Raw genomic sequence first — 24,308 nt, forward strand, 5'->3', positions numbered from 1 at the left:
GCGTCGATCGGGAAGACCGAACGTCCTGCGGCGTTAACCGCCGGACGTCATACACCGAACCCGAGAACGGACGAGCCTCAGGCAAGCGGAGGCGCGTGCCGTTCGTCTGCGGTAATCGAGCCGATATTTTCGCTCCCCCAAGCGTAAAATATATATTAAGCCAGTGTCTGTGCAAAACAATAGGAGGAAACAACCATGCGAAAAACGAAGATTGTCTGCACCATCGGTCCGTCCAGCGAATCCGAAGAAATGCTCACGAAACTGATTCAAGCCGGCATGAATGTCATGCGCCTCAACTTCTCCCACGGGGATTTTGAAGAGCACGGCAACCGCATCATCAACGTGCGCAAGGCTTGCCAGAAGTTGAACAAGAGCGTCTCGATCCTGCTTGACACCAAAGGTCCCGAAATCCGTACCGGCAAGCTGAAGGAAGAACCGATCGAGCTCGTGACCGGCGAAACCCTCGTTCTGACCACGGAAGAAATTCTCGGCGACAAGAACCGCATTACCGTTACCTACACCGACCTGCCCAAGGACGTGGAAATCGGTTCGACGATTCTTATCGACGACGGCCTGATCGGCCTGGAAGTTACCGGTGTCGAAGGCACCGAAATCATCTGCCGCATCGCCAACGGCGGCACGATCAAGAGCAAGAAGGGCGTTAACGTTCCGAACGTGAAGATCTCCCTGCCGGGTATCACCGAAAAGGACGCGAACGACATCATCTTCGGTATTGAGCAGGGCATCGACTTCATCGCCGCTTCCTTCGTCCGCAAAGCCAGCGACGTCCTGGAAATCCGCGAGCTGCTCGAAAAGCACAACGCGACGCACATTCAGATCATCTCCAAGATCGAAAGCCAGGAAGGCGTAGACAACCTGGATGAAATCATCGAAGTCTCCGACGGCATCATGGTTGCCCGCGGCGACCTCGGCGTGGAAATCCCGGCCGAAGAAGTTCCGCACGTGCAGAAGGAAATCATCCGCAAGTGCAACGCCCTCGGCAAGCCGGTTATCACGGCGACCCAGATGCTCGATTCCATGCAGCGCAATCCCCGCCCGACGCGCGCCGAAGCCAACGACGTGGCCAATGCCATCCTCGACGGAACCGACGCCGTCATGCTGTCCGGCGAATCCGCCGCAGGGAAGTACCCGACCGAATCCGTGGCTACCATGGCCCGCATCGCCGAGCGCGCGGAGAAAGCCCTGCAGCACCGCGAAATCTTCCTGAAGCAGGCCAACCAGCAGCAGACCACCGTTACCGAAGCGATCAGCCAAGCTGTCGCCAACGCGGCGCTTGACCTGAATGCCAAGGCAATCGTAACCATCACGGAAACCGGCTACACGGCCCGCATGGTATCGAAATACCGTCCGGCCGCTCCGATTATCGCTTACACGACGAGCGAGAAGATCTACCGTCGCTTGAACCTCGTCTGGGGCGTATTCCCGGTTCTGGGCGAAGTGGTCGGTTCGACCGACGAAATGGTCGAAACCGCTCTGGATTCGGCCCGCAAGCTCGGCCATGTTAACCTGGGCGATCTGGCGATCGTCGCCGCCGGCGTACCGGTTGGCCGTTCTGGTTCCACGAACCTGATCAAGATCAACCATGTCGGCGACCTGATTGCCAAGGCTCAAGGCATCGGCAGCCAGTCGGCAACGGGCAAAATTGTCATCGCCAACAATGCCAAGGAAGCCATCGAGAAGGTAACCGAAGGCTCGATCCTCGTCGCTCCGGGAACGGACAAGGATTATATGCCCGCATTTGAAAAAGCGGCAGGCGTCATCACGGTAGCCGGAGGAATCACCTCCCATGCCGCCGTCGTCGGCCTGAACCTCAGCAAGCCGGTAATCATCGGCGTAGAAAATGCCCTGTCCCTGTTCAAGGATGGACAAGAAGTATCCATCTACGCAGAACAAGGCTTCATCTACTCGGGCAAAGCGGAAGTTCTGTAAGAAACCCGCAACGAAGTTAGTAGCGGAACCAATCGACCGGCAGCCGGATGGGCTGCCGGTTGATTTTTAACGGAAAGCCAGAGACGACGGAGGGTGTTATGCTGCGAATCGGAATGATCTTCTTGGTTGTGGTCCCGGCCGTCGAGGTATGGGGACTGGTAGCGGCGAACCGCCTCCTCGGAGGCTGGCAGACCCTGCTGCTGCTCCTGCTCATGGCCGTAGCGGGCATCTACATGGCGAAACGGGAAGGAACCTTCATCTGGAGGGAAATGTCCGACGATTTATCGCAGGGAAGACTTCCGGCAGGCAAGCTGCTGGACGGCATCTGCGTGATGGTCGGCGGCATCCTGCTTGTCGTGCCCGGCTTTTTGACCGACATCGTCGGCCTCATTCTGCTTCTCCCGCTCACCCGGCCGCTGGCCAAGCGCCTGCTGCTCTGGATTCTTCAGGAACGAATGCGCAAGGCGCGCAAGTAAGAGACAACCGCTGGCAACAGCGGTTTTTTTTATGGATAAAAGTTAGCTAAGGACAAAGAACAGTTGGGAATTGACACCAGTTATTATTTAGAATATTATACATTTAGGTAATGGTCTAAATATAGAGTCGATAACCCAATTGAACAGGAGGTTTATCCATTGAAGAAATTCCTCGCGGGAACGACCGCCATCCTGCTGTTGCTGACCGGTGTTCCCGGTTATGCCGCGGCCGGAGAAGTTAAAGTGTCCTACGACGATACCGCCATCGCGTTTTCCGATGCTCAGCCCTATCCGAGCGGCCATGATCTCATGGTTCCGATCCGTGCCGCCGCACAGGCTCTGCATCTGCAAACGACCTATGCCGAAGGACAGGTTCGCCTTACGGCGCCGTCGCTTGCGGTTTCCTTCAAGATCGGGAGCGGAACCGCGACGATGAACGGCCAAGCCAAACCGTTCGGCGCCGCTTCCCTGTCCAAGCAAAACCGCGTCTATGTGCCCTTAACCTTTTTCAAGGAGGTGCTCGGCTTGGATACCGCTTACGACACCGCCCGCAAAGAAGCGGCAATCCGCAGCGTGAACAGCGCGGAGCAGACCGCCGCTCACATCGCCGAGCTGTTGGCGGCCGGCCGCTATCAGCAAATCTCCGACGATTACCTGGCTGCCGGCATCCAAGGAGCGGCCGCGGTCGCTCAATTGCAAAGCGCCTGGGAACAAATCGTTGCCGTTTCGGGGAAGTATACCGGAATCGGATCGGTTGAGTCCGCCAAAGCAAACGACGGCACCACGCAGATGAATGCCCTTCTCCATTTTACTCAAGCCGATGTCGCCTTCCTGGCCGTGCTCAACAGCAGCGGCAAAGTTATCGCGCTCCAGCTTAAGCCGGTGCAAGCGGCCGTGCCTGTTCCGGACAACCTGGCGGAGGAGGAAGTCACCGTAGGCGCCGGAACGCCTTATGCCCTCAAAGGAACGCTCACCCTGCCGAAAAATCATACCGGAGCGCTCCCGGCCGTCATCTTGGTCCAAGGCTCCGGGCCGAGCGACCGCGATGAAACGGTCGGAGCCTACAAGCCCTTCCGCGACATCGCCTGGGGTCTTGCCCAGCAAGGTGTTGCCGTCCTCCGTTACGACAAGCGAACGTATGTGTACGGCAGCCGCTACACGCCCGAGCAGTTGATGGCGTTCACTGTGAAGGAGGAGACAGTTGAGGATGCCGTCGCCGCATCCAAGCTGCTGAAGAGCGACAAGCGGATCGATCCGACCCGGGTTTATTTGGCCGGCCATAGCCTGGGAGGAATGCTGGCGCCGAGAATCGACGCCGATGGAGGGAATTTCGCCGGTCTGATCCTTCTTGCCGGCTCGGCGCGACCGCTGTGGGAAATCATGTACGACCAGAACGTAGCCGTCCTCCAAAAGATGAGCGACCAAGACCCGGCCAAAGAAGCGGGCGAGAAGCTGCTGACGGCCGAACTCTCCAAAGCGCAGAACCTTAAGAATCTGACCGACGAAGAAGCGAAGGCCACCACGCTTTTTGGAGTTCCCGCTTATTACTTCAAGGAAATGGACCGTCACAGCGCGGCGGACCTGGTCGTCCAATTAAGCAAGCCTCTCCTTATCATGCAAGGAGAAGACGATTTTCAAAGCGATCCGGACAAAGACTATGGGCTTTGGCAGGAATTATTGAAGGGCAAGTCGAATGCGGTCTTCAAGCTGTATCCGGGGTTAAACCACTTCTTTGTCGACTACCAGGGCAAAGACGAGGGTACGGTGGATGAATACACTCACCCCGGTGTCGTCGAGCCCCAGGTCATTCAAGATATGGCGAACTGGATTCTGAGCCGCTAGCTATCCCTTTAGCGAACAGGCTGCCGTTCCTGCGGCAGTCTGTTTTTTTGTGGAGGAAAAAGCCCGTTGCCTCTGATGAATTCACAAAAAAACCAAAATTTCTGCCGGGTTGCTTGCTTAAACTCCTGCCAACCGTGTTAAATATTCATGTTCACAGTTTTGCAACAATTTTCTTTTATCCGGTGATAACTAACTCTTATGCTAGTTTCATTCACAAAGTTGTAAAAATCCTTTATGATGAAAGAGAGTGCTTCGCATCGCCGATCTTTGTTATGCGTGAAACCAGGGATAAAGGAGTGAGAAGGATGACAGCCACAAAAGGGTTGGAAGGAATCGTTGCCGCGACTACCTCGGTGAGCTCAATTGTGGACGGGGTACTGACATACCGCGGATATGATATTGATGATTTGGCCGAAAACGCGACTTTCGAAGAAGTGATCTACCTCCTTTGGTACGGCAAGCTGCCGAGTCAGGCGGAGCTAACCGGACTTCGGACGGAACTGAACGCCAGCGCTGCCGTCCCGGACCCCGTCATCGACATCATGCGCCATTTCCCCGAGCGAGCCCATTCCATGTCCGTGCTCCGTACGGCGGTATCCTCTCTGGCCCTGTACGATCCCGAAGCGGACGATATGAGCAAGGAAGCCAACCTCCGCAAAGCGGTCCGCCTGCAGGCTCAGATTCCGACCCTCATTGCCGCTTATGCCCGGATTCGGGAGGGGAAATCCCCTATATCGCCAAAAGAAGGCGCTTCCATTGCCGAAAATTTCCTGTATATGCTGAACGGAACGGAACCGAAGCCCGTCGAAGCCAAAGCGCTCGATAAAGCGCTGGTGCTGCACGCCGACCATGAGCTGAACGCCTCGACCTTTGCCGGACGCGTGACGGTGGCGACTCTGTCCGATATCTATTCCGGGGTAACCTCCGCCATCGGGGCGTTGAAGGGACCGCTGCACGGCGGCGCGAACGAAGCGGTGATGAACATGCTGGAGGAGATCGGGTCGGCCGAGAACATCGATACTTACGTGCGCAGCAAGCTGGACCGCCGGGAGAAGCTGATGGGCTTCGGGCACCGAGTCTACAAGAGCGGCGATCCGCGCGCGAAGCACCTGCAGCGAATGTCGTATGAGCTGGGCAAGCTGAACGGAAATCTGAAGTGGTACGAGATGTCGGTGAAGATCGAAGGGCTCGTCACCGGACTTAAGGGGCTTAAGCCGAATGTCGACTTCTATTCGGCATCCGTTTATACGACGCTTGGGATTCCCCGCGACCTGTTCACGCCGATCTTTGCGATCAGCCGTTGTTCGGGCTGGACCGCGCATATTCTGGAGCAATACGAGAACAATCGAATCATCCGCCCGCGCGCCGAGTACGTTGGGCAATCGGATCAAAAATACATTCCCGTCGACTTCCGGTAAGCTCTGCCGCCCGCTACCCTATCGATACATAGGGCGGGGCTTGCCGACACTAAGGAGGATTTTAGTTCATGCCGCAATTTGACAAATACGCCCTTCCGACGGAAGGGGAACGCATCACGATCGAATCGGGAAAGCTGAATGTCCCGAACCGCCCGATCATTCCGTTCATCGAAGGGGACGGCACGGGCCGCGACATTTGGCGGGCTTCCAAACGGGTGCTGGACGCCGCTGTGGACAAAGCCTATGGAGGCGAGAAGAAGATCGCCTGGTACGAGGTCTACGCCGGCGAGAAGGCCTACAACGAATTCGGCGAATGGCTGCCGAAGGACACCCTGACGGCGATCGAAGAGTATATCGTCGCGATCAAGGGACCGCTCACCACGCCGATCGGTGGCGGAATCCGCTCGTTGAACGTCGCGCTGCGCCAGGAGCTCGACCTGTATGTCTGCTTGAGGCCTGTCCGGTACTTTGACGGCGTTCCTTCTCCCGTCAAGCGCCCGGAGGATGTCGACATGGTCATCTTCCGCGAGAACACGGAGGACATCTACGCCGGGATCGAATACAAGGAAGGCTCCGCGGAGGTCAAGAAGCTGATCGCTTATCTGCAGCAGGAGCTCGGCGTGAACAAGATCCGGTTTCCCGAGACGTCGGGTCTCGGCATCAAGCCGGTATCGCGCGAAGGATCGGAGCGGCTCGTCCGGGCTGCGATCGAATACGCGCTGAAGCACGGACGCAAGAGCGTCACGCTCGTGCACAAGGGCAACATCATGAAATTTACCGAGGGAGCCTTCAAGAACTGGGGCTACGAGCTGGCCGAGCGCGAATTCGGCGACAAGACCTTTACCTGGGACCAATACGACCGCATCAAAGCCGCAGAAGGCGCAGAAGCCGCCGACCAGGCTCAGCGGGAAGCGGAGGCGGCCGGCAAGGTGATCGTCAAGGATGCCATCGCCGATATCACCCTGCAGCAGGTGCTGACCCGTCCCAAGGATTTTGACGTGATTGCCACGCTCAACCTGAACGGCGACTATTTGTCCGATGCGCTGGCGGCGCAGGTGGGCGGCATCGGGATTGCGCCGGGAGCCAATATCAATTACGTGACCGGGCATGCCATCTTCGAAGCCACGCATGGTACGGCCCCGAAATACGCAGACCAGGACGTCGTCAACCCGGGCTCGGTGATTCTGTCGGGCGTGATGATGCTGGAGCACCTCGGCTGGCAGGAAGCGGCCGACCTGATCTACAAGGGCTTGGAGCAAGCCATCGACGCCAAGACGGTGACCTACGATTTCGCCCGGCTGATGGAAGGCGCGACGAAGGTGAAGACATCGGAATTCGCCGACGAAATCATCAAGCATATGAACTGAACGGCAAGAGCGGGTTCGCACCCGAAGCGGCTTACAGCAGCATGCAGCGGCGGAGAGGTCAGGCGGACCGGATAAGCTGGGGGAGCGGTCCGGTCCGAGTCGGGGAACCGCCCGCCCGGTTCGATCATAGGATAACTTGGGAACAACGTTCTCGAGTTCATACAGACAACGAGACGCTCTTTCGGGCGTCTCGTTCTTTTGTCGGGCCGCCGTTCGGCGATATCCCGGGATTGGAGGAAGAAGAATGACCATCCGCCGCTGCAAGCTGTCCGTCATCGGGGCCGGCCTGACCGGCGCCAACACCGCGCTGATGCTTGCCGAGAAGGAGCTCGGCGATGTCGTGCTGCTGGATATTCCGCCGCAATACCGGCCCACCCGAGGCAAGTCGCTCGATATGCTGCAGGCGGGGCCGGTGATCGGGTTCGATACGCGTATTCAGGGTACCTCCGACTATACCGATACAGCGGGTTCGGATGTGGTGATCCTTACGGCGGGGATCGCCCGACGGCCGGGGATGACCCGCAGCGATCTGATTCCGGTCAACGCACGGATCGTCCGCGACGTCTGCCGACAGGTGAGGGCGACGAGCCCGGAGGCGATCGTCCTCGTACTGACCAACCCCGTCGATGCCATGACCTGCGTCGCCTACGAGACGCTCGGCTTCCCGAAGAACCGGGTGCTGGGCCAGTCCGGGGTGCTCGACACGGCACGCCTTCGCACCTTTATCGCCCAGGAATTGAACGTGTCCGTGGAAGATGTGCATGCTCTGGTGCTCGGCGGACACGGCGACGATATGGTGCCGCTCTCGCGGTATACGGATGTCGGCGGTCTGCCGATCGCACAGTTGATCCCCGCGGACCGGCTGGCCGCCATCGTGGAGCGGACCCGTAACGGCGGCGGCGAGATCGTCGAACTGCTCGGCAGCGGCAGCGCCTTCTGCGCTCCGGCGGCTGCGCTTGTGCAGATGACGGAAGCCATTGTGAGAGACAAGAAGCGCGTCCTTCCCGCCGTTGTCCGGCTGGATGGAGAATATGGCTATCGGGATCTCTTCTTGGGCGTTCCGGTGCGGCTTGGCGCATCCGGCGTCGAGCGGGTCTACGAGCTGCGGCTGACGGCGGAAGAGAGAGCGGCTCTCGATCGGTCCGCCGAATCCGTACGCTCCGCCACCCGCCAGGCCTGCGGGGTTCCGGCATGGGATTGAAGCCTTATGGAGAACCCCGCCCCTCCGAAGATTCGAAGATTCCTCCGATGGGGCGGGGGTTGAAGGGAGGTCAGGAGAGGACGGAGCCCCACCGGCTCATTCGTTCAGACGGCCCGCCTCGGGGAAGGCCTCCAGGAGCTTGCTGTCGGCCTCGGCCATCCGCTTCACATAAGCGTCATAATCGGGACTCAGCCGTCGAAGGTTGGCAATGAACCGCTCCCGGTAGCCGGAAGCTTGCTGAAAGTCGCGCAGAAGCTCGTTCAACCGCTTGGCGGGACTGGTCTCGTATTCCGGAGACAACCGGAATTCGAGGTAGTCGCGCACCTGCTCCCGGTTCTGCTCGTCCCGCAGAAAGCCGTCGATGTCGTTGATCCTTCGCTTGGTCTCCTCCAGGATTCCGGCCAGTTTGTCCGCGTCTGCGAACCCGAGGGCTTGCTCCAACTCCCGTTCCAGCTCCAGCGGCATGCCCTTCCATTCCGCCTCGTCGAGATATTCGACGATCGACTCGTAAGCGGCCCGCTGGTCGTCGGTCACTACGGCTGCATTCAGGAACGGGCCGAAATGCAGCGCGAGGAACGACCCGTACGGCCCCGGAAAGGCAAGAGCGATCCGCTCCTTCAGAGCGGCCGGCTCTCCCAGAAGGCCCGCCGCGTAGCGCCAGACCGCCTCCGTATCGGCCGGCCGGCTCTGCCAGCGGGCCAGCACCTCCTCGCGCGCCTCCAGCTGCGCGCGCTGCCGGGCCACCTCTCGGCCGAATTCGGCCAGCGCTGCGCCGCGGTCCTCCGCCGAGAGAATGCGCCGGATGTCGGCGATTCCGGCACCGAGCTTCCGCAGCAGGGTGATCTCCTTCAGCGTCTGAACGTCCTGCTCGGCGAAGCGGCGGTAGCCGTTCGCCTCCTTCTCCGCCTTCAGGAGTCCTTGCTCCAAATAATAGTTGACGGCCTTCTTGGTCAGGCCGCACGCTTTGCACAGCTCATGGATCAACAAGCGGGATTCACCTCCGGGTTCATTGTAAGCCGGACCCCAAGGGATCAGTCAAGCCCGGGCGGGAGGATAGGCGGACGGGACGGAGTATGATAGACTTTTCTCGTGAAGAGACCGGGAGATGCTTCGGTTCCGGTCCGAGCAGGGAGGTTGACGACATGACATTGAACGAACGGCTGGGCTACGGCAAAGAAGACCGGCTTTTGATTGTCAATGCGGACGATTTTGGCATGTGTCATTCGACCAATCGGGGCATCATGCAGCTCTTGGAGGAGGGGGCGGTCTCGTCTTCGACGCTGATGCTGCCCTGCCCTTGGGCCAAGGAGGCGGCCCTGTGGAGCGCCGCCCATCCCGCCTACGACGTAGGCGTTCACCTGACGCTGACCAGCGAATGGGACACCTACAAGTGGGGGCCGGTAACGCGGCGGGAGGGCTGCGGCTCGCTGGTCACCGACGAGGGGTATTTTCCGCCGGAGGTGTTAAGCGTCGAGCTTGCGGCGAAGGAGGACGAGGTGCGGCACGAGCTGGAGAACCAAATCAAGCTGGCGCTGACGATGGGCGTGAAGCCGACCCATGCGGACAATCACATGGGGAGCGTATACGGGCTGGCGACGGGACGGGATTTCCTCGACATTGTCTTCGATCTCTGCGCCGACTACGGCCTGCCCTTCCGCATGCCGCGCCATCCCCGGGTTCCGTTCGGGCAAGATATCCCGGAGGAGATGGCGCAGCGGTCGGCGGAGCTTGCGGCCAAGGCGGACGCCAAAGGGATTGTGATCCTCGATTACCTGCTGTCGCTCCCCTTCTCGACGGAAGAGCCGGAGGACTACACGACGTTTCGGGATAAAATGGCCGAGCTGCTGCGCTCCATGCGGCCGGGCGTGAGCGAGATCATTCTCCACCCGTCGCTCGTCACCGAGGAGCTCCAGGCGATTCATTCCCACTCTGAGCGCAGGGGCATGGAATGGCGAATGTTCCGCGATCCGATCATCCAGGAAACGCTGCGGGAAGAAAATATCCACATGATCCGCTGGGTGGACCTGCAAGCGGTTCAGCGCGGGTAACGGAGTTCGGCGGGACGACGGGGGTGTGGTCGGAGACCCCAAAATCCCGGCACCCGAATACCGGTCTATATAAAGCTGACAAGGCGTGTAAAAAAGTATTGCTATATCGCCCGTCAACGTGGTAATATTTTGAACTAATACAAGGGGAAGGGCTTCTAGGGCCGATCGCGCAAGCGGTACGGACCGAGCGAAGCCGGGCGCCGACGCGATACGCTGGCGCTACACCGTAGGGATAAAAGACCTTCGGCAAGTTCCGCCTATCCGGGCGGAACGGCCGAGGGTCTTTTACGCTTTATTGCAGCAAAGAAAGCGATAGAAAAAGGGGGAAGCAAGCATGGCCGTCATTACCGTACGCGACCTGACGAAGACGTTTCGGGTCAAAGAGAAAGAACCGGGACTCGTCGGAAGTCTCCGGTCGCTGGTCCATCCGCGCGAGCGGGAAAAGCAAGCGGTCAATTCGATCGGCTTCGAAGTGGAAAGGGGCGAGACGCTGGCGTTTCTCGGGCCCAATGGAGCCGGGAAATCGACCACGATCAAGATGCTCTCGGGCATCCTGCATCCCACCTCGGGCAGCGCGGATGTGCTCGGCCTCTGTCCGTGGAAGGACCGCAAGAAGCTGGCTTACCGGATCGGCTGCGTCTTCGGGCAGAAATCGCAGCTCTGGTATCACCTGCCGCCCGTCGACACGTTTGAGCTAATGGGCCGCATCTACGACCTGCCGAAGACGGACTTCCTTCAAAGGCGCGACATGCTGGTGGAACGGTTCGAGCTCGGGCCTTACCTGACGACCCCGGTCCGCAAGCTTTCGCTTGGCGAACGCATGCGCTGCGAGATCGCATCGGCGCTCTTGCATCGGCCCGAGGTGCTTTTCCTCGACGAACCGACGATCGGGCTCGACGTCGTCGTGAAGCAGCGGATTCGCGAGCTGATCCGCGAGCTGAACCGGGAGGAGGGGACGACGGTGTTCCTGACCTCCCACGACCCGACGGATGTCGAGCAGCTGTGCAAGCGAGTCATCGTCATCAACCATGGACTCGTCATCCTCGACGATTCCGTCGCCAGCATGAAGCGGGATTTTCTCGGCAAGAAGACGCTGCACCTGAAGCTGCGGGAGGAAGGGCAGGATCTGCGGCTGCCCGGCGTGGAGGTGGTCAAGCGCAAAGGCACCGGTCTCCGCTTGTCGGTGGACACCACCCTCATCTCGATGGATGAGCTGCTCAGCCGGATGGTGCAGGATTGGCGGATCATGGACATCACGATCGAGGACCCGGCGATGGAGGAGATCATCACCCACATCTATTCCCGCGAAGCCGGCGGAATCGGCTCGGAAGAGGCCCATTTCCGATGTCGCGGGGAACAGGAGGCGACCTCATGAGCGTAAAACGGGCATCCCTGCTCGGCGGATACGGCAAATACGCGGCCATCGGCAAGGTGACAGTGAAGAATCAGCTCGCGTATGTGATGGATTTTCTCATGCGGACCGCGTTCCTCGTCATCATCATCTACGTGTTCATGCAGCTCTGGGGAGCGACCTACGGCGAGGGCGGTGGCACGATCGCCGGCTACACCTTCCACCAGATGATCTGGTACCTGATCATCTCCGAATCGATGACGCTGGCGACGCCCAGCCTGTCCGCCCGCATCGAGGAAGAAGTCAAATCGGGCGACGTCGGCTACCGGCTCATCCGCCCGGTGCATTACATCGGTTACCACTATTCCGCTTATCTCGGAGAGGTCTATTTCCGCCTCGGCGTGAACCTGGCGGTCGGCCTCGTCCTCGGGCTGCTGGCGCTCGGCGCGCCTGCCTTCGGATTCGGTTGGCTCGGTCTCGCCGCCGTCTCGCTCGGCGCGTTCACGGTCAACTTCCTGCTGAACCTGCTGCTCGCGCTGGCGGCGTTCTGGATCGAGGAGACCCGCGGCCTGGAATTCGTCTACCGCAAGCTGCTGTTTACCATCGGCGGGATGATGATGCCGCTGGAGATCTTTCCCGATGCGCTCCGGAAGGTGTGCGAATGGCTGCCGTTTCAGACGGTGCTCTATTTTCCCGCCAAGGCGGCGGTCGCCTTCGACGCGGCGGAGCTGCCGCGGATGCTGGCTCTCCAGCTGGTCTGGACGGTCATCCTGAGCGTATGCGCCATACTGCTTTACCGGAAGGGAGTGAGAAAGCTCAATGTCAACGGCGGTTAAACTGGCCTCCTTCGTTAAAACCTGCTGGAAGCTGAACCTCGCGGGCGCCATGGAATTCCGCTTCAGCTTCCTTATCACGGCGGGTACGATGATCATCAACAATGCGGTCTGGGTGTTCTTCTGGTGGCTTTACTTCAACCGGTTCCAGACGGTGAACGGCTGGGGCTTGAACGATGTCATGCTGATGTGGGCGATCAGCGCCGGGGCGTTCGGCCTGGTGTCCGTTTTCTTCGGCAATGCGCTCCGCCTGCCGTCGCTCATCGCCACGGGTCAATTGGACGCCTACCTGACTCAGCCGAAGCCGATTCTCCTTCACGTGCTGATCTCGCGGATGTCGGTCAGCGCCATCGGCGATCTGACCTTTGCCTTCCTGATCTACTTCTGGAAAGGGGATGTCAGCCTGGCGGGAGGAGCGAAGTTCCTGCTCGCGCTCTTAATCGGAGCGATGATCTTTCTGGGAATGGCGCTCTTGCTCGGGACCTTCGCCTTCTATCTGGGCAACACCGAAGGCATGAGTTCCATGCTGTTCGACAGCATCGTCACCTTCACGGTGTACCCAACCGATATCTTCAAGGGGCTCGGCAAGGCACTGCTGTTCACGCTGATCCCGGCCGGCTTCATCAGCTCCATGCCGATTAAGCTGCTGCGGCCGGCGGTCGATACGCCGTTCCTCATCGCCGCGCTCGCTTTTTCCTTCGCTCTCGTGCTGTTTGCGCTGTGGTTCTTCCATCGCGGGCTCCGGCGGTACACGTCGGGCAACATGACCGGCATGCGGATGTGAGCGGATTACGCACTTTAAGGAGGAATGAGAACGAATGGAATTCGACCTTCGAGAAATAGCGGTGTTTGCGGAACAGGCTGTAACAAAAGCGGGGGACAGAATTTCCGAATTGCGCAGTCGAGAAAAAATTATAGAGAATTACAAAGATTTCGGTGAACTTGTGACATCTGCCGATTTGTTATCGGAAAGCATCATTCAAGAAGCCATCATGGCCAAATTTCAAGGTCATCGAATTCTATCGGAGGAAAATGGAGTACACCACTGGGATAAATTCAAGTTTGACGGTCCGGTTTGGGTGATGGATCCCTTGGATGGAACAGTCAATTTTGCTCGAAACTTACCGCATTACGGCGTTTCATTGGCTTTTGCCCTTGATGGTGTAGTGCTGGCAGGAGCCGTGTATGCGCCTGATTTGAACGGTACTTATGTTGGGATTAAAGGGGAAGGCTCCTATTGCAACGGGGAGCGTTTACGAATTCGTACATGTACTTCGCTGCTAGATGCTGTCATTGGCACAGGTTATCCGCATGATCCAGCAAAGGTGAAGCCAGCCATCGAAAGAGTGAGTCGACTGAGAAGGAGCTGTCGTGACATTAGGCGCTTTGCCGCACCAACCGTAGACATTTGTTATGTGGCATCGGGGAAATTAGATGCCCATACGGAAAGTCTTTCACCGTGGGATGTGGCCGCCGCAGGCTTGATTGCACGGGAGGCGGGCGCATTAAGTTGCCATGTACAAGCCGTGCCCGATGGCATCCCTAAGGAACTCTACGGTGAAGAAGTCGTATTCACAACGCCTGGAATCTATGAGGATCTCTTGGCATTATTGCGGATGGAATCAGAATAAAAGGTCTACTCTCATTTTAACATTGTTGCACATGCCGTTACAGACAGAGCGGGAAACCGTATCACAAGTAACGGCAAGTTTTCTTCCCCAAACCAAACGTTTAATTCTTCGAATCCTTCGAATAGCAATTGTAAAAACGGGAAATACCATGTAGACTTCAAATTAATTGATTCATCACTAGTGGAACGGAGCGTCTATACATGCCAAAAAATGAAGCCGCTTCGGCGAACCGCCGGACGGATATTATTTCAGCCGCGATTGAAGTATTTGCCGAAATAGGATACTACCGTGCGACTACGATGCAAGTGGCTAAGCGTGCAGGGATATCGCAGCCGTATATTTTCCGTTTTTTTGAGAGCAAGGAGGAGCTGCTTCTTGCCGCACTGGAAGCTTCTTGGGAGAGAATTGCCGATTCCTTCCGTCAAGTCATTGGCACATCGATGCCTGCTCAGTTGGAGCAGGATTTGATTATCGTCTATGAGGAGATTATGAATGCTCACCGCTCAGAGACGCTGCTCCAAATGCAGGCCCAGACGATCCAAGAGGAGCCGATCCGTAGGGCCATGCAATCCGGGTTCAGAGACATTCGCGGGATTGTGCTGGAAGCGTTCCAACGGAATGGGGTGGAAAATCCGGAGGACAGAACCAAGGTATTCCTGGCAAAAGGAATGTTGTGCAATATAGCGATGGCCTTGGAACTTCCGGAACTCATGGAGGGGTAAAGAACTGAAAAGCTCCCCCCTTTTTCAAAATTAGTTATTGATCAATCACTAACCAACATGCTATATTGAGTATCAAAGTTAGTGATTGATCAATTACTATGGAAGGTGGAGGTAAGGACCATGAAAAAAGCGATTGTCCTTGGAGCGACAGGCGGTACGGGTGCTGCGATTGTGGAAGAGCTGGTTAACCGGGGCATTCCGGTCATTGCATTTGGCCGTTCCCGATCAAAGCTGGAGCAGTTCGCAGCCCGATTGGGGAATCCGCCCCAACTGTCCTTGGCGATTGGAGATGCCTTCCGGACGGAAGACGTCGAATCCGCTTCAAGAGAGGCGGACGTCTTGTTCCATTGTGCTAACGTTCCTTACCATGAGATGGAGGAACGGTTGTTGCCGCTGGGTAAAGCTGTCATGCAAGCTGCCGATCGGCTGGGACTGAAGGTGGTAATCGTAGATGGGATCTATCCGTATGGGAGAAGACAAGAAGATCCCGTTACGGAAAATCATCCCAAAGAACCTCATACCCGAAAAGGCCGAATTCGGCTGCGTTTTGGTCAGATGGTTTTTGACCGCCAATGGAAGAATGCGCGGCCCCTTATTGTCCGTTTGCCGGACTATTATGGTCCGACGGCGAACCAAGCTTCGTATTTAGGCGGTACACTCGAAGCTATTGCGAAGGGAAGGATGGGATTTTTCATTGGGAACATGCGTGTGCCGCGTGAATATGTCTACTTGCCGGATGCAGCCAAAATGATTGTTGAAATCGCAATCCGCGATCATGCCTATGGTCAGGAGTGGAACATCCCCGGCGCCGGCGCGATCTCAGGAAACGAGATCGTCCGAATCTCCCGTTTAGCCTCGGGGTCGGCAAAGCCTGTTATCCCGTTGGGGAAAATCGGTTTGTCCCTTTTAGGGATGTTTGTTCCGGTCATGAAGGAAGTGGTGGAAATGCTGTACCTGACGAAGGAACCGCTCCGTCTGAGTGGAGAGAAGTATGAGCGGTTCATTGGCCCGATACCCGCAACAAGCTACGAGGAAGGCATTGCCGCGACCATTCGTCAACTTAAGCCCATCCGGTTGCCTGCTCCCAATGAGCGCCTAAATTAACCGTTGCCACCTCGACAACCTCTTCCACCATCGACTCCAGCGTGCGGGCTTGAACCTCCCTGCTCCATTGCAGGGCCGACCCGAATAGGCCCCAACTGACCACAAGAGCCGTAGTTTCCAGCTTTTCTTGCGGTCCGCTCCGTTTAGGCCCCGATTTTAGCCATTCGAGCAGGAGACGATACAATTCCTTTTGCATGGCGTTCTCCAGCAACGGCTCAAATTGCTTGTCTCCCGGCGTGAGGTACTGTCGAAATCGTACGAGAAATTGAAAGACGGTTTGAATGCTGTTTCCGGTTTATTCGTGCAAGAAAGGGCCATCCTGCGAGGGTGGCCCTTAATCTTGTCGTTACAGCTAATCGGACGGGTGTTTGCCCATCCGGACACTTCATTGGAATGTTCCATTAAGATGAGCCGTACCATAAGACGCCCCAACAACCTCATTGATGATGGATAATGGGTGTTGGTATAATAGTCATATGTCAACCCAAATAAATACTACCAAATTACATATGCCTGCGCTCCGGTCAAGGGCGGTTATACGCCAACGGTTAACCGAACGACTAAGCAAGGGTCTGCACCGCAAGTTGACCCTAATCTCTGCACCGGCGGGCTATGGCAAAACGACGTTGGTCTGCGAATGGCTAGCCGGTTGCAAACGACCGGTCGCATGGCTTTCGCTTGATCAAGGAGATACCGAACTTACACGCTTTTTGACGTATATGATTTCCGCTCTTCAGACCCTATCAGAGAATATAGGAGAAGGCGTGCTCTCTGTTCTCCGCTCCCCTCAACCGACACCAACCGTATCCCTCCTGACGGCTCTTCTTAATGAACTATCGACCATTCCGTCTCCGTTCATCCTTGTCCTTGATGATTATCATGCGGCCAGTTCGAGAGAGGTTGACGAAGCTGTCTGCTTCTTGCTGGACCACCTTCCTACACAGATGCACCTTGTCCTAACGACCCGCGAGAACCCCGCCCTATCTCTGCCGCGATTGCGGGCTCGGGATCAATTAACCGAACTGCGCGCAGCCGATATGAGATTTACTCTTTCCGAAGCTAAGGTCCTCTTTAACCAGGTCATGGAACTTAATCTCTCCGCGGATCATATAACCGAGTTACAATCACGCACCGAGGGATGGGCTGCGGGCCTGCGCTTGGCTGCGATTTCTATACAGGAAGACCACGATGCCGATCGGCTCCTTCAGTCTTTCACGGGCAATCACCATTTCGTGTTGGATTATCTGGCAGAAGAGGTTCTGCAACGGCAGCCTTCAGCTGTACAGGATTTTTTACTACGAACCTCTATCCTCGACCGAATGTGCGGATCGTTATGTGATGCCATGGTGCCCCTTCCTGAGATTTCCGGTAAGGATAGGTTAATCGAGCTTGATCGTAAGAACTTGTTTGTTATTCCTCTGGATCAAGAACGACGTTGGTATCGCTATCACCATTTGTTCGCGGATATCCTCCGTAGACGGCTGCTGGAAAGTACGGACGACAGCGATATCTTCAAATTGCACCAACGAGCGAGCATGTGGTATGAAGACAATGGCTTCGAAATCGAGGCGTTTCATCATGCCGTAGAAGCTCGGGACATCACGCGAAGCTCGCGCCTGCTTCAAGGCGGCGGGATGCCGCTGCATCTGCGCGGGGCTGTAAGAATGGCACTCGATTGGCTGGATTCGTTGACTTCCAAGGAACTGGATGAAAGACCGGAGTTATGGGTCTATTATGGTTCTGCTCTATTGATTGCCGGTAAACCGACGGGGGTCGAACACAGGCTCCGGGCGGCAGAAGCTGCATTGGAAGGCATGGAGCAAGACGCCGGCGTCAAGGAACTGATCGGATGGATTGCGGCTACCCGCGCGACATTGGCCTCATTGAGGTTAGCTGATAATCACCATGGTGCGGAGCCTGATCTACATGCGGCCGAAGCGGCAATGCAAGTCTCGGGACTCGATGATAAAACCGATGGACTTGTAGGATTAATTACGCCTCCCTGGAATGAGGGGAAAAGGGAAACAGACGGAATACTCCAAGTTATCGTCCAATCCCGTCGTGCGCTTGCCTATTTAAGACCGGATAACCTACCCGCCCGGACGGCATCCGCTTGGATGTTGGGTGTCGCCTGTCAGCGGCGGGGAGATTATGCCGAGGCTTGCGAAGCTTATAACGAGGTCATAGCCAATTGCCGAATGCTCGATCATCGGCTGATGTCGGTAACGGCCATCATCGGAATCGCGCAGATTAGGGAAGCGGAAGGGCGTCCCGATCTGGCGGCAGAGCGTTACCGGGAAGCTCTAAGGCTTGCTGCCGGTCTGCCGCACCCGGCAATCCAAGAAGCTCAAATGGGTCTGGAGCGCGTGCGCCGCGTCCTCGAACTCGGAATAAAAGGCAACCGGATCGAGCCGCTTAGCCAACGGGAAATCGAAGTGCTGAAGCTCATCGCCCAGGGACTCTCCAATCGGGAAATCGCCGAGAAGCTCTTCTTGGCATTGGATACGGTGAAAGGCCACAATCGAAGGATTTTTGAGAAGCTTCACGTTCAACGACGCACGGAAGCGATCGCTCGCGCCCGTGAACTCCATTTGATATGAACACTCCAAAACCACACTAAAGTGTCTACTGGCCCGATCCTCTTCAAGCTATACTACCGTTAATTAGCTAGGAGAGGAGATCAGGCATGAGGAAAATGGAGAGCGTGGTGGGGGCATTATTTTTATTGTCGACGGGAGCATTCTTGGTGGGAAGCGGGATCTTGGATCCTATTTTGCATCGAACGGACTTGCTAGTCCGTGTGGATTCCGATCGAATGAGCGTGTTTGCAGGATGGTTCTTGGAGCTAATTAACGCCATAGCTGTTGCGGGGATTGCCATGTTGCTGCAGCCAACGTTAAAGAAATATCATGAGGCGTTTGCGTTTGGGTACTTCGCTTCTCGGGTCATGGAGTCGGCATTGTTACTGTTAAGCTTAATCTGTCCGCTTATCCTTCTCGCGTTAAGTAAGCCGTCTATATCCGCAGGAGCACCCGGTTCCGGTGATTCATACCTGCAAATGTTAGGGAATTTAACGGTAGAAGCCCATTATTTGCTATTCGATATGGCCATGCTTGTGCTGAGTTTAGGCAGCTTGTTATTTTGTTCTATCCTCTATCGATCGAGACTGGTTCCACGATGGTTGTCCATGATCGGCTTGATTGGGTATACGGGCCTGTTAGCAAGCAGTTCTCTGTCCATAGCCGGCCTGGATCTCGGAGCGATCCTTTACATCCCTGGAGCGATATTCGAAGTGGTTTTGCCGATTTGGCTCATGGTGAAGGGATTTAATCGGCATCCGCAAGCTTCCGCCTAAACCTCATATCTCGCCGATCAGGAATTTATTATGTGCTAAGGCATATGACATCCGATGATTATATAATTTTACTGAATTTATGTTGGAGGTGGAGGTATGGGCATGAGAGTAAAATTAGAAGGAATCACCGTTTTGGCGCTTGATGTTCCTAAATTGACTGGCTTTTATCGGGATATCCTGGGATTTAAGGTTATTCTTGAAGAAGAACATTACACAGAATTTGAGAATAATGGTGTTCGTCTTGCCATTTTCTCTGCACCCTTAATGGCAGATAACACCAACGGTCACCCTTCTTATAGAGAAGAGCGTAAAGGGCAAGCCTTTGAGCTGAACTTCGAATGTGATTCTCCTGAGGATGTCTGCGCGTTGTATAATGATTATGTTTCTAAAGGGGCCACAGGGATAGCAGAGCCGAAGGTGATGTCCTGGGGGCACACGACGGGCTTCTTTGCAGATCCGGAAGGCAACATTCATTCCCTCTTTGCAGTTAATCCCATTACGGCGGAGAAGGCCTAATAAATTCGATGCCGACAGAGAATGAGAAGTTTCATCAGACGGAATCAGATCCAAGATTCCCATAAAAATAAGCCTTTGGAGTAAAATCCAAGGGCTTTTTGTATGACTATTTTTGAACACAATCTATCTAACATCATAACATTTTGTTGAGGATAAGTCTATATTTTGGGGCGGATTTTATTTATGATGGGTTTGCCGGTAAAACGAAATGGAGGTATATTATGTCATCTATCGTCTCGAGGTTTGATATTGAAAAAGGACTTCGCGAGTTAGGTGTTAACGAGGGTATGGAGGTCGAAGTTCATAGTTCACTGCACAGCTTTGGGTATGTGGATGGTGGAGCAGAGACGCTGATAAAAGCATTGATGCAGGTCGTGGGGAGTGACGGAGCGATTGTCATGCCTTCCTTCAAATTTTCTGCCAGAATGCCACTTAACGACATCGATAGGGAGTTGGGGCTAACCTGTAAAATCAAGATTTTGCAGGGTGCAGAAGAACGAAGCGGAATGGGGATCGTATCGGATACATTTCGTCATACGCAGGGTGTAATTACAGGGCAGGGTACTTTTCGAGTTTCCGCTTGGGGAAAGGACGCCAATAAACATTCTCTTGGTTTTCAGCACCTAATGAATATAAACGGTTGGGCATTACTTTTAGGCGTTGATATCTATAGCTTATCTACCATGCACTACGCAGAAGTGGATCTTCCTGAGGAGATAACCCGTATGTTTAAGCCGTCAAATGAAGCGAGAATTTTATATCCGGAAGATGAATGGTTTATTGAATGTGGAGAGCCGCCCATTAAGGCTTGGTACACGATTCAAAACAAAGCATACGAAGAAGGTGTAATCAAAGAAGGAAGGATTGGAGACTGTAGATGCATGCTGTTTAAAGTTAATGAGGTTATTGGGTTATATCGTTATGCCTTACAGACGGATCCGCTTAGATTGTATGGATTGAGCCAATGAGTGCAAATAGAATCAAGCAAAGCCATTTTCTATTCCTCTACAATGACGATAGAGCGGTTGAAACGAGGTGAACAGTTGAATGTACGAGTGGCACAAGCAAATTCAAATCATCGTGAATGAAATTGACGAGTGTATTAAGAAACGTAACAGCGAAGCCATAACGCTAAGGTTTCTTTCTCGCAGGTTAGGTTATTCCGAATTTCATACGACGAGAAAATTCAAGGAAATATCGGGTATGCCTTTTCGGGATTATCTGAGGCATAGAAAATTGGCCTTTGCCCTAAAAGAAGTTCGGGATAGTGAAAGAAGCCTTTTGGATATCGCTTTTGATTATGGGTTTTCATCACATGAAGCTTTTACCAGGGCCTTTAAGGGAACCTATGGTGTAGCTCCAAGTGAATACCGAAAAAAACCTATGCCTGTTACCCTTCGTACAAAAATCAACTCGTTCGACCGCTACTTTTTTGGAATTGGAGAGATGGGTATGATCAAATCGGCAGATCAGGTGAACATTTATTACGTAACCATTCCTGCACACAAATTTCTATACATCAAAAATGAGGAGAGCAATGGGTATTGGGATTTCTGGCAAAAGCAAAGCGTTATTCCGGGACAGGACTGCGAAACCATCTGCGGCTTACTCGACAGTATCAAGGGCAAATTGGATGATGACGGCGGGAGTGAAGCCAACGGCGGCAGCGGTCAGATTATGGCTTACCTGATTAACCCGGTTGGCAGACTCTGTGATTGGGGGATTCCTCGCACAGAGTGTTATGGGGTACGTCTTCCTTATGATTATAAAGGCGAAGTACCGCCACAAATGCTGATGATGGCTGTTCCCGAGGCCGAGTATGTTGTTTTTGAACATGGGTCATTCCATTATGAGCAGGAAAATGGGTTGGTTGAGGAAAAGATGGAAAGAGCAATGGCATCGTTTGATTTTGCAGACACAGGATACTGCTTGGATACGTCCCCTGGGAGAATGATTTATGTTTATCACGATCCGGAGCGGTTTTTGAAGTATATCAGGCCCGTGCGGAAGTTGTAATCGGTAATAAACATCCTGACACCGAAAAGGCCGCCTAATGGAGGTGGCCTTTAAACTTGCCGTTATCGTCAGTGCCGTGAATCGTACCACAACATCCATGGCCTTGCAGGGAATGGTTCATCCGTTGGAGAATACCTAATTCTGGAATGATCGATAACCTTGAAAGGTTGATCCTTGCTTATGAATGACAACAAGCTTGCTTGTTCGGACAAAGCGAAAATCCTGTTTGTTCACCCCTTGCTGCTTGTCCTGATCGTTGCCCTTATGGCCGGCAGCCTTGCAGCCTGCAGATCTTCCTCCGAAGACAAGGCAGCAAGCAAATCTGGGCTGCCATCCAAGGAGAGACCAGGGGGGATGCATACACCTCGCAGCATTTATCTGTACGGTGAAGAACACGGAGAGGCCAAGATCATCGACAAGGAATTTGAATTGTGGTCGGACTACTACCATAACAAGGGCATGAGACACCTGTTTGTCGAGTTGTCCTATTTTACCGCCGAATATTTGAATGTCTGGATGCGGTCGGACAATGACGATATTCTGGAGGAGATTTATAAAGACTGGGAAGGAACCGCGGGTCAGAATCCGTATAGCAAGGCATTTTACAAAAAAATCAAAAGCGAGTGTCCGGAGACGATTTTCCACGGCACCGATGTCGGGCATCAATATAATAAGACCGGGAGCCGCTTCTTGGCTTATCTGGAGGCAAATGATCGGAAAGGGTCGGAAGAGTATGTTTTAACCATAGAAGCGATCGAGCAGGGCCGTTTTTATCACAGCCAAAATGACGACGTGTACCGAGAAAACAAGATGGCCGAGAACTTTATCCGAGAATTTGAAAAGCTGGGCAGCGAGAACGTCATGGGCATTTACGGCTCCGCCCATACCGGGCTTCATGCAATGGACTATCAGACCCAATCCATCCCTTGTATGGCCAACCAATTAAAGGAGCATTATGGCGACAGCCTTTATTCGGAGGACCTGAGCTGGATGGCTAAAGCTACTGAGCCATCCCGAGTGGATTCCATCACCTTACAGGGCAAGAAGTATGCAGCGTCGTATTTTGGAAAGCAGGATTTGAAGGGTTTCAAGGATTACGCCTATCGGGAGTTTTGGCGATTAGAAGACGCCTATGATGCTGCCAAGGACCTGCCGCTGGCGGACAATTCCCTTCCCTACAACAACTATCCGATGCGGATCGAAGCCGGGCAGGTCTTTGTAATCCGGTACACTCGTACAGACGGTTCCGTGGAAAGGGAATACTATCTGTCAAACGGCCAGCTATGGCAGGGATTGCTATCCACTCAACAATTCCTACCCGACTGAAGCAGAGCGTGGAATCGTTTCCTAAAGAATAAATTTCCATAACGGAGAACTGTTCAATGGGATAGACCGAGAGAAAAATGCATAAAGTCCATCCTTTTTTGCAGGGTGGACTTTCTTTATAAAAGACTTGCCGTTTGCTTCAGCGAAGCGGCCCAACGAACCGCACCCGGCTCTGGATCATCTTGTCCAGTTCGGCCGGGGAGACCTCGGGATTGCCGGCGTTGATGCGGGGCAGCTTGAGCGGGTCGCTCGAGCGGGTCGTCATGCCGGGCGCAATCGTGAAGCCATAGCGGAAGCCGCTTTCGCGGACCAGCCGCAGCGCTTCCCGGTCATAGACCCCGTAAGGGTAAGCGATCGCATCGGCGCTGTTCGGCGACAGCTCGGATAGCAGGCTGTGCGAGGCATTCAGGTCATTTCGAATGCGCGCTTCGTATTCCGCGTCGGTTTCCGTGCGGCCGTCCTTCGCCAAGCGGGCAACGAGCAGGGGCTTGCCCTTGCCGTTGTTCGCTTCGTTGTGCAGGTTGTCGCTGTGGCTGCCGACGAGGGCGAGCGGCGTCTCGGCCAGCATCTTCTGAATGGCCGCTTTCGTCAGCGTCGGAATGCCGGAGGTCTGCTTTTGCCGCAGATGCGAAGTAATGATAAAGTTGATGGAGGGCACGCCGAGCTCTTTCATGATCGGGACGCCCAACCGGTAATAGCTGTCGTACCCGTCGTCGAAGGTTACGAACACGGCTTTGCCGGGAACGGAGGCTCCGGAGAGGAACGCCTTGAACTCGGCGAGCGAGATGAAGCGATAGCCCCGCTCCTGCAAATAGGCGAGCTGTTCCCGGAACAGCGCGGTGGTAATGGTGGAGGAGCTGGTGTTGTCGTCGGCAATATGATGATACATCAGCACCGCGACTTGATCCCGGTAAGCGTCGTTGGCGCGGATCAGGCCCGGATGGGAGCTTAGCGCAGTTAATAGAAGCAAAGCGGTCAAGAGAACCGTGGTCATGCGTTTCATGGGGCAGGACTCCTTGTCTCGATCTGGCAAGCGGGGCCGAAGCGCCCGTATATCCTCTGCCATTATAAAAGAACGGGCGGATTGAAACAAATCGGCGAAGCCTTCGCTTTTTTACGCTGCGTTTACAATCCCTTAACATCCGGCGAACC

20 protein-coding genes and 2 pseudogenes are annotated in these 24,308 nt (G+C 55.0%); 20 read left to right on the plus strand and 2 right to left on the minus strand.

Annotation, left to right across the window (positions count from 1 at the left end; genetic code table 11):
• The first annotated feature begins 195 nt into the window (after positions 1-195).
• The 6 genes from pyk to mdh all read left to right on the plus strand — a co-directional run bounded on the left by pyk (position 196) and on the right by mdh (position 8,254).
• Positions 196-1,950, plus strand: a complete 1,755-nt coding sequence (pyk, locus tag ACSEXS_RS04055; RefSeq protein WP_438431901.1) for a pyruvate kinase — start codon at positions 196-198, stop codon at positions 1,948-1,950.
• A gap of 98 nt (positions 1,951-2,048) precedes the next feature.
• Positions 2,049-2,426, plus strand: coding sequence for an FxsA family protein (locus ACSEXS_RS04060; RefSeq protein WP_438431902.1), 378 nt, complete (start codon positions 2,049-2,051; stop codon positions 2,424-2,426).
• Positions 2,427-2,585: 159 nt separating this feature from the next.
• A complete protein-coding gene (locus ACSEXS_RS04065; RefSeq protein WP_438431903.1) occupies positions 2,586-4,268 on the plus strand; it encodes an alpha/beta fold hydrolase in 1,683 nt (560 codons plus the stop codon).
• A 305-nt stretch (positions 4,269-4,573) separates the two neighbouring features.
• Positions 4,574-5,686, plus strand: a complete 1,113-nt coding sequence (citZ, locus tag ACSEXS_RS04070) for a citrate synthase (RefSeq protein WP_438431904.1) — start codon at positions 4,574-4,576, stop codon at positions 5,684-5,686.
• Positions 5,687-5,754: 68 nt separating this feature from the next.
• Positions 5,755-7,053, plus strand: a complete 1,299-nt coding sequence (gene icd, locus ACSEXS_RS04075) for an NADP-dependent isocitrate dehydrogenase (RefSeq protein ID WP_438431905.1) — start codon at positions 5,755-5,757, stop codon at positions 7,051-7,053.
• Positions 7,054-7,297: 244 nt separating this feature from the next.
• Positions 7,298-8,254: a malate dehydrogenase gene (mdh, locus tag ACSEXS_RS04080; RefSeq protein ID WP_438431906.1), complete on the plus strand. Its 957-nt coding sequence runs from the start codon at positions 7,298-7,300 to the stop codon at positions 8,252-8,254.
• 96 nt (positions 8,255-8,350) lie between these two features.
• Here the strand turns inward: mdh and ACSEXS_RS04085 are convergent, their stop codons facing one another.
• Positions 8,351-9,241 carry a MerR family transcriptional regulator gene (locus tag ACSEXS_RS04085; protein ID WP_438431907.1) on the minus strand — a complete coding sequence of 297 codons (891 nt, stop codon included), beginning with the start codon at positions 9,239-9,241 and terminating at the stop codon, positions 8,351-8,353.
• A gap of 155 nt (positions 9,242-9,396) precedes the next feature.
• Here ACSEXS_RS04085 and ACSEXS_RS04090 point away from each other — a divergent pair, with 155 nt between their 5' ends.
• The 14 genes and pseudogenes from ACSEXS_RS04090 to ACSEXS_RS04155 all read left to right on the plus strand — a co-directional run bounded on the left by ACSEXS_RS04090 (position 9,397) and on the right by ACSEXS_RS04155 (position 23,156).
• The gene (locus ACSEXS_RS04090) at positions 9,397-10,302 is read left to right on the plus strand and encodes a polysaccharide deacetylase family protein (protein ID WP_438431908.1); all 906 of its coding nucleotides are present in this window, start codon (positions 9,397-9,399) and stop codon (positions 10,300-10,302) included.
• A gap of 334 nt (positions 10,303-10,636) precedes the next feature.
• On the plus strand, positions 10,637-11,677 hold the full coding sequence (locus tag ACSEXS_RS04095) for an ABC transporter ATP-binding protein (RefSeq protein ID WP_438431909.1): 1,041 nt from the start codon (positions 10,637-10,639) through the stop codon (positions 11,675-11,677).
• The gene (locus ACSEXS_RS04100) at positions 11,674-12,489 is read left to right on the plus strand and encodes an ABC transporter permease (protein ID WP_438431910.1); all 816 of its coding nucleotides are present in this window, start codon (positions 11,674-11,676) and stop codon (positions 12,487-12,489) included. Before ACSEXS_RS04095 ends, ACSEXS_RS04100 begins: the two co-directional genes overlap by 4 nt.
• Positions 12,473-13,270, plus strand: coding sequence for an ABC transporter permease (locus ACSEXS_RS04105; protein ID WP_438431911.1), 798 nt, complete (start codon positions 12,473-12,475; stop codon positions 13,268-13,270). The genes ACSEXS_RS04100 and ACSEXS_RS04105 overlap by 17 nt, the downstream gene beginning before the upstream one ends.
• A 34-nt stretch (positions 13,271-13,304) precedes the next feature.
• Positions 13,305-14,117 (plus strand): inositol monophosphatase family protein, encoded by an 813-nt coding sequence (locus ACSEXS_RS04110; RefSeq protein ID WP_438431912.1) that lies wholly within the window; start codon positions 13,305-13,307, stop codon positions 14,115-14,117.
• 200 nt (positions 14,118-14,317) lie between these two features.
• The gene (locus tag ACSEXS_RS04115; protein ID WP_438431913.1) at positions 14,318-14,839 is read left to right on the plus strand and encodes a TetR/AcrR family transcriptional regulator; all 522 of its coding nucleotides are present in this window, start codon (positions 14,318-14,320) and stop codon (positions 14,837-14,839) included.
• A gap of 120 nt (positions 14,840-14,959) precedes the next feature.
• Positions 14,960-15,943 carry an SDR family NAD(P)-dependent oxidoreductase gene (locus tag ACSEXS_RS04120; protein ID WP_438431914.1) on the plus strand — a complete coding sequence of 328 codons (984 nt, stop codon included), beginning with the start codon at positions 14,960-14,962 and terminating at the stop codon, positions 15,941-15,943.
• 1,082 nt (positions 15,944-17,025) lie between these two features.
• Positions 17,026-18,249: pseudogene (locus tag ACSEXS_RS22655) on the plus strand (winged helix-turn-helix domain-containing protein); the annotation flags it as partial.
• Positions 18,250-18,348: 99 nt separating this feature from the next.
• Positions 18,349-18,543: pseudogene (locus ACSEXS_RS04130) on the plus strand (response regulator transcription factor); the annotation flags it as partial.
• A gap of 86 nt (positions 18,544-18,629) precedes the next feature.
• On the plus strand, positions 18,630-19,298 hold the full coding sequence (locus tag ACSEXS_RS04135; protein ID WP_438431915.1) for a DUF4386 domain-containing protein: 669 nt from the start codon (positions 18,630-18,632) through the stop codon (positions 19,296-19,298).
• 96 nt (positions 19,299-19,394) lie between these two features.
• Positions 19,395-19,814 (plus strand): VOC family protein, encoded by a 420-nt coding sequence (locus tag ACSEXS_RS04140; RefSeq protein ID WP_438431916.1) that lies wholly within the window; start codon positions 19,395-19,397, stop codon positions 19,812-19,814.
• A 221-nt stretch (positions 19,815-20,035) separates the two neighbouring features.
• Positions 20,036-20,782: an AAC(3) family N-acetyltransferase gene (locus ACSEXS_RS04145; protein ID WP_438431917.1), complete on the plus strand. Its 747-nt coding sequence runs from the start codon at positions 20,036-20,038 to the stop codon at positions 20,780-20,782.
• Positions 20,783-20,861: 79 nt separating this feature from the next.
• Complete coding sequence (locus ACSEXS_RS04150) at positions 20,862-21,830, plus strand: helix-turn-helix transcriptional regulator (RefSeq protein ID WP_438431918.1); 969 nt, start codon at positions 20,862-20,864, stop codon at positions 21,828-21,830.
• Between the two features lie 180 nt (positions 21,831-22,010).
• Positions 22,011-23,156 carry a hypothetical protein gene (locus ACSEXS_RS04155; protein ID WP_438431919.1) on the plus strand — a complete coding sequence of 382 codons (1,146 nt, stop codon included), beginning with the start codon at positions 22,011-22,013 and terminating at the stop codon, positions 23,154-23,156.
• Between the two features lie 139 nt (positions 23,157-23,295).
• Here the strand turns inward: ACSEXS_RS04155 and ACSEXS_RS04160 are convergent, their stop codons facing one another.
• Positions 23,296-24,159 (minus strand): polysaccharide deacetylase family protein, encoded by an 864-nt coding sequence (locus ACSEXS_RS04160; RefSeq protein ID WP_438431920.1) that lies wholly within the window; start codon positions 24,157-24,159, stop codon positions 23,296-23,298.
• Between the last annotated feature and the right edge of the window lie 149 nt (positions 24,160-24,308).

The organism is Gorillibacterium terrae (assembly GCF_051594785.1).
Taxonomy (GTDB): domain Bacteria; phylum Bacillota; class Bacilli; order Paenibacillales; family NBRC-103111; genus Gorillibacterium.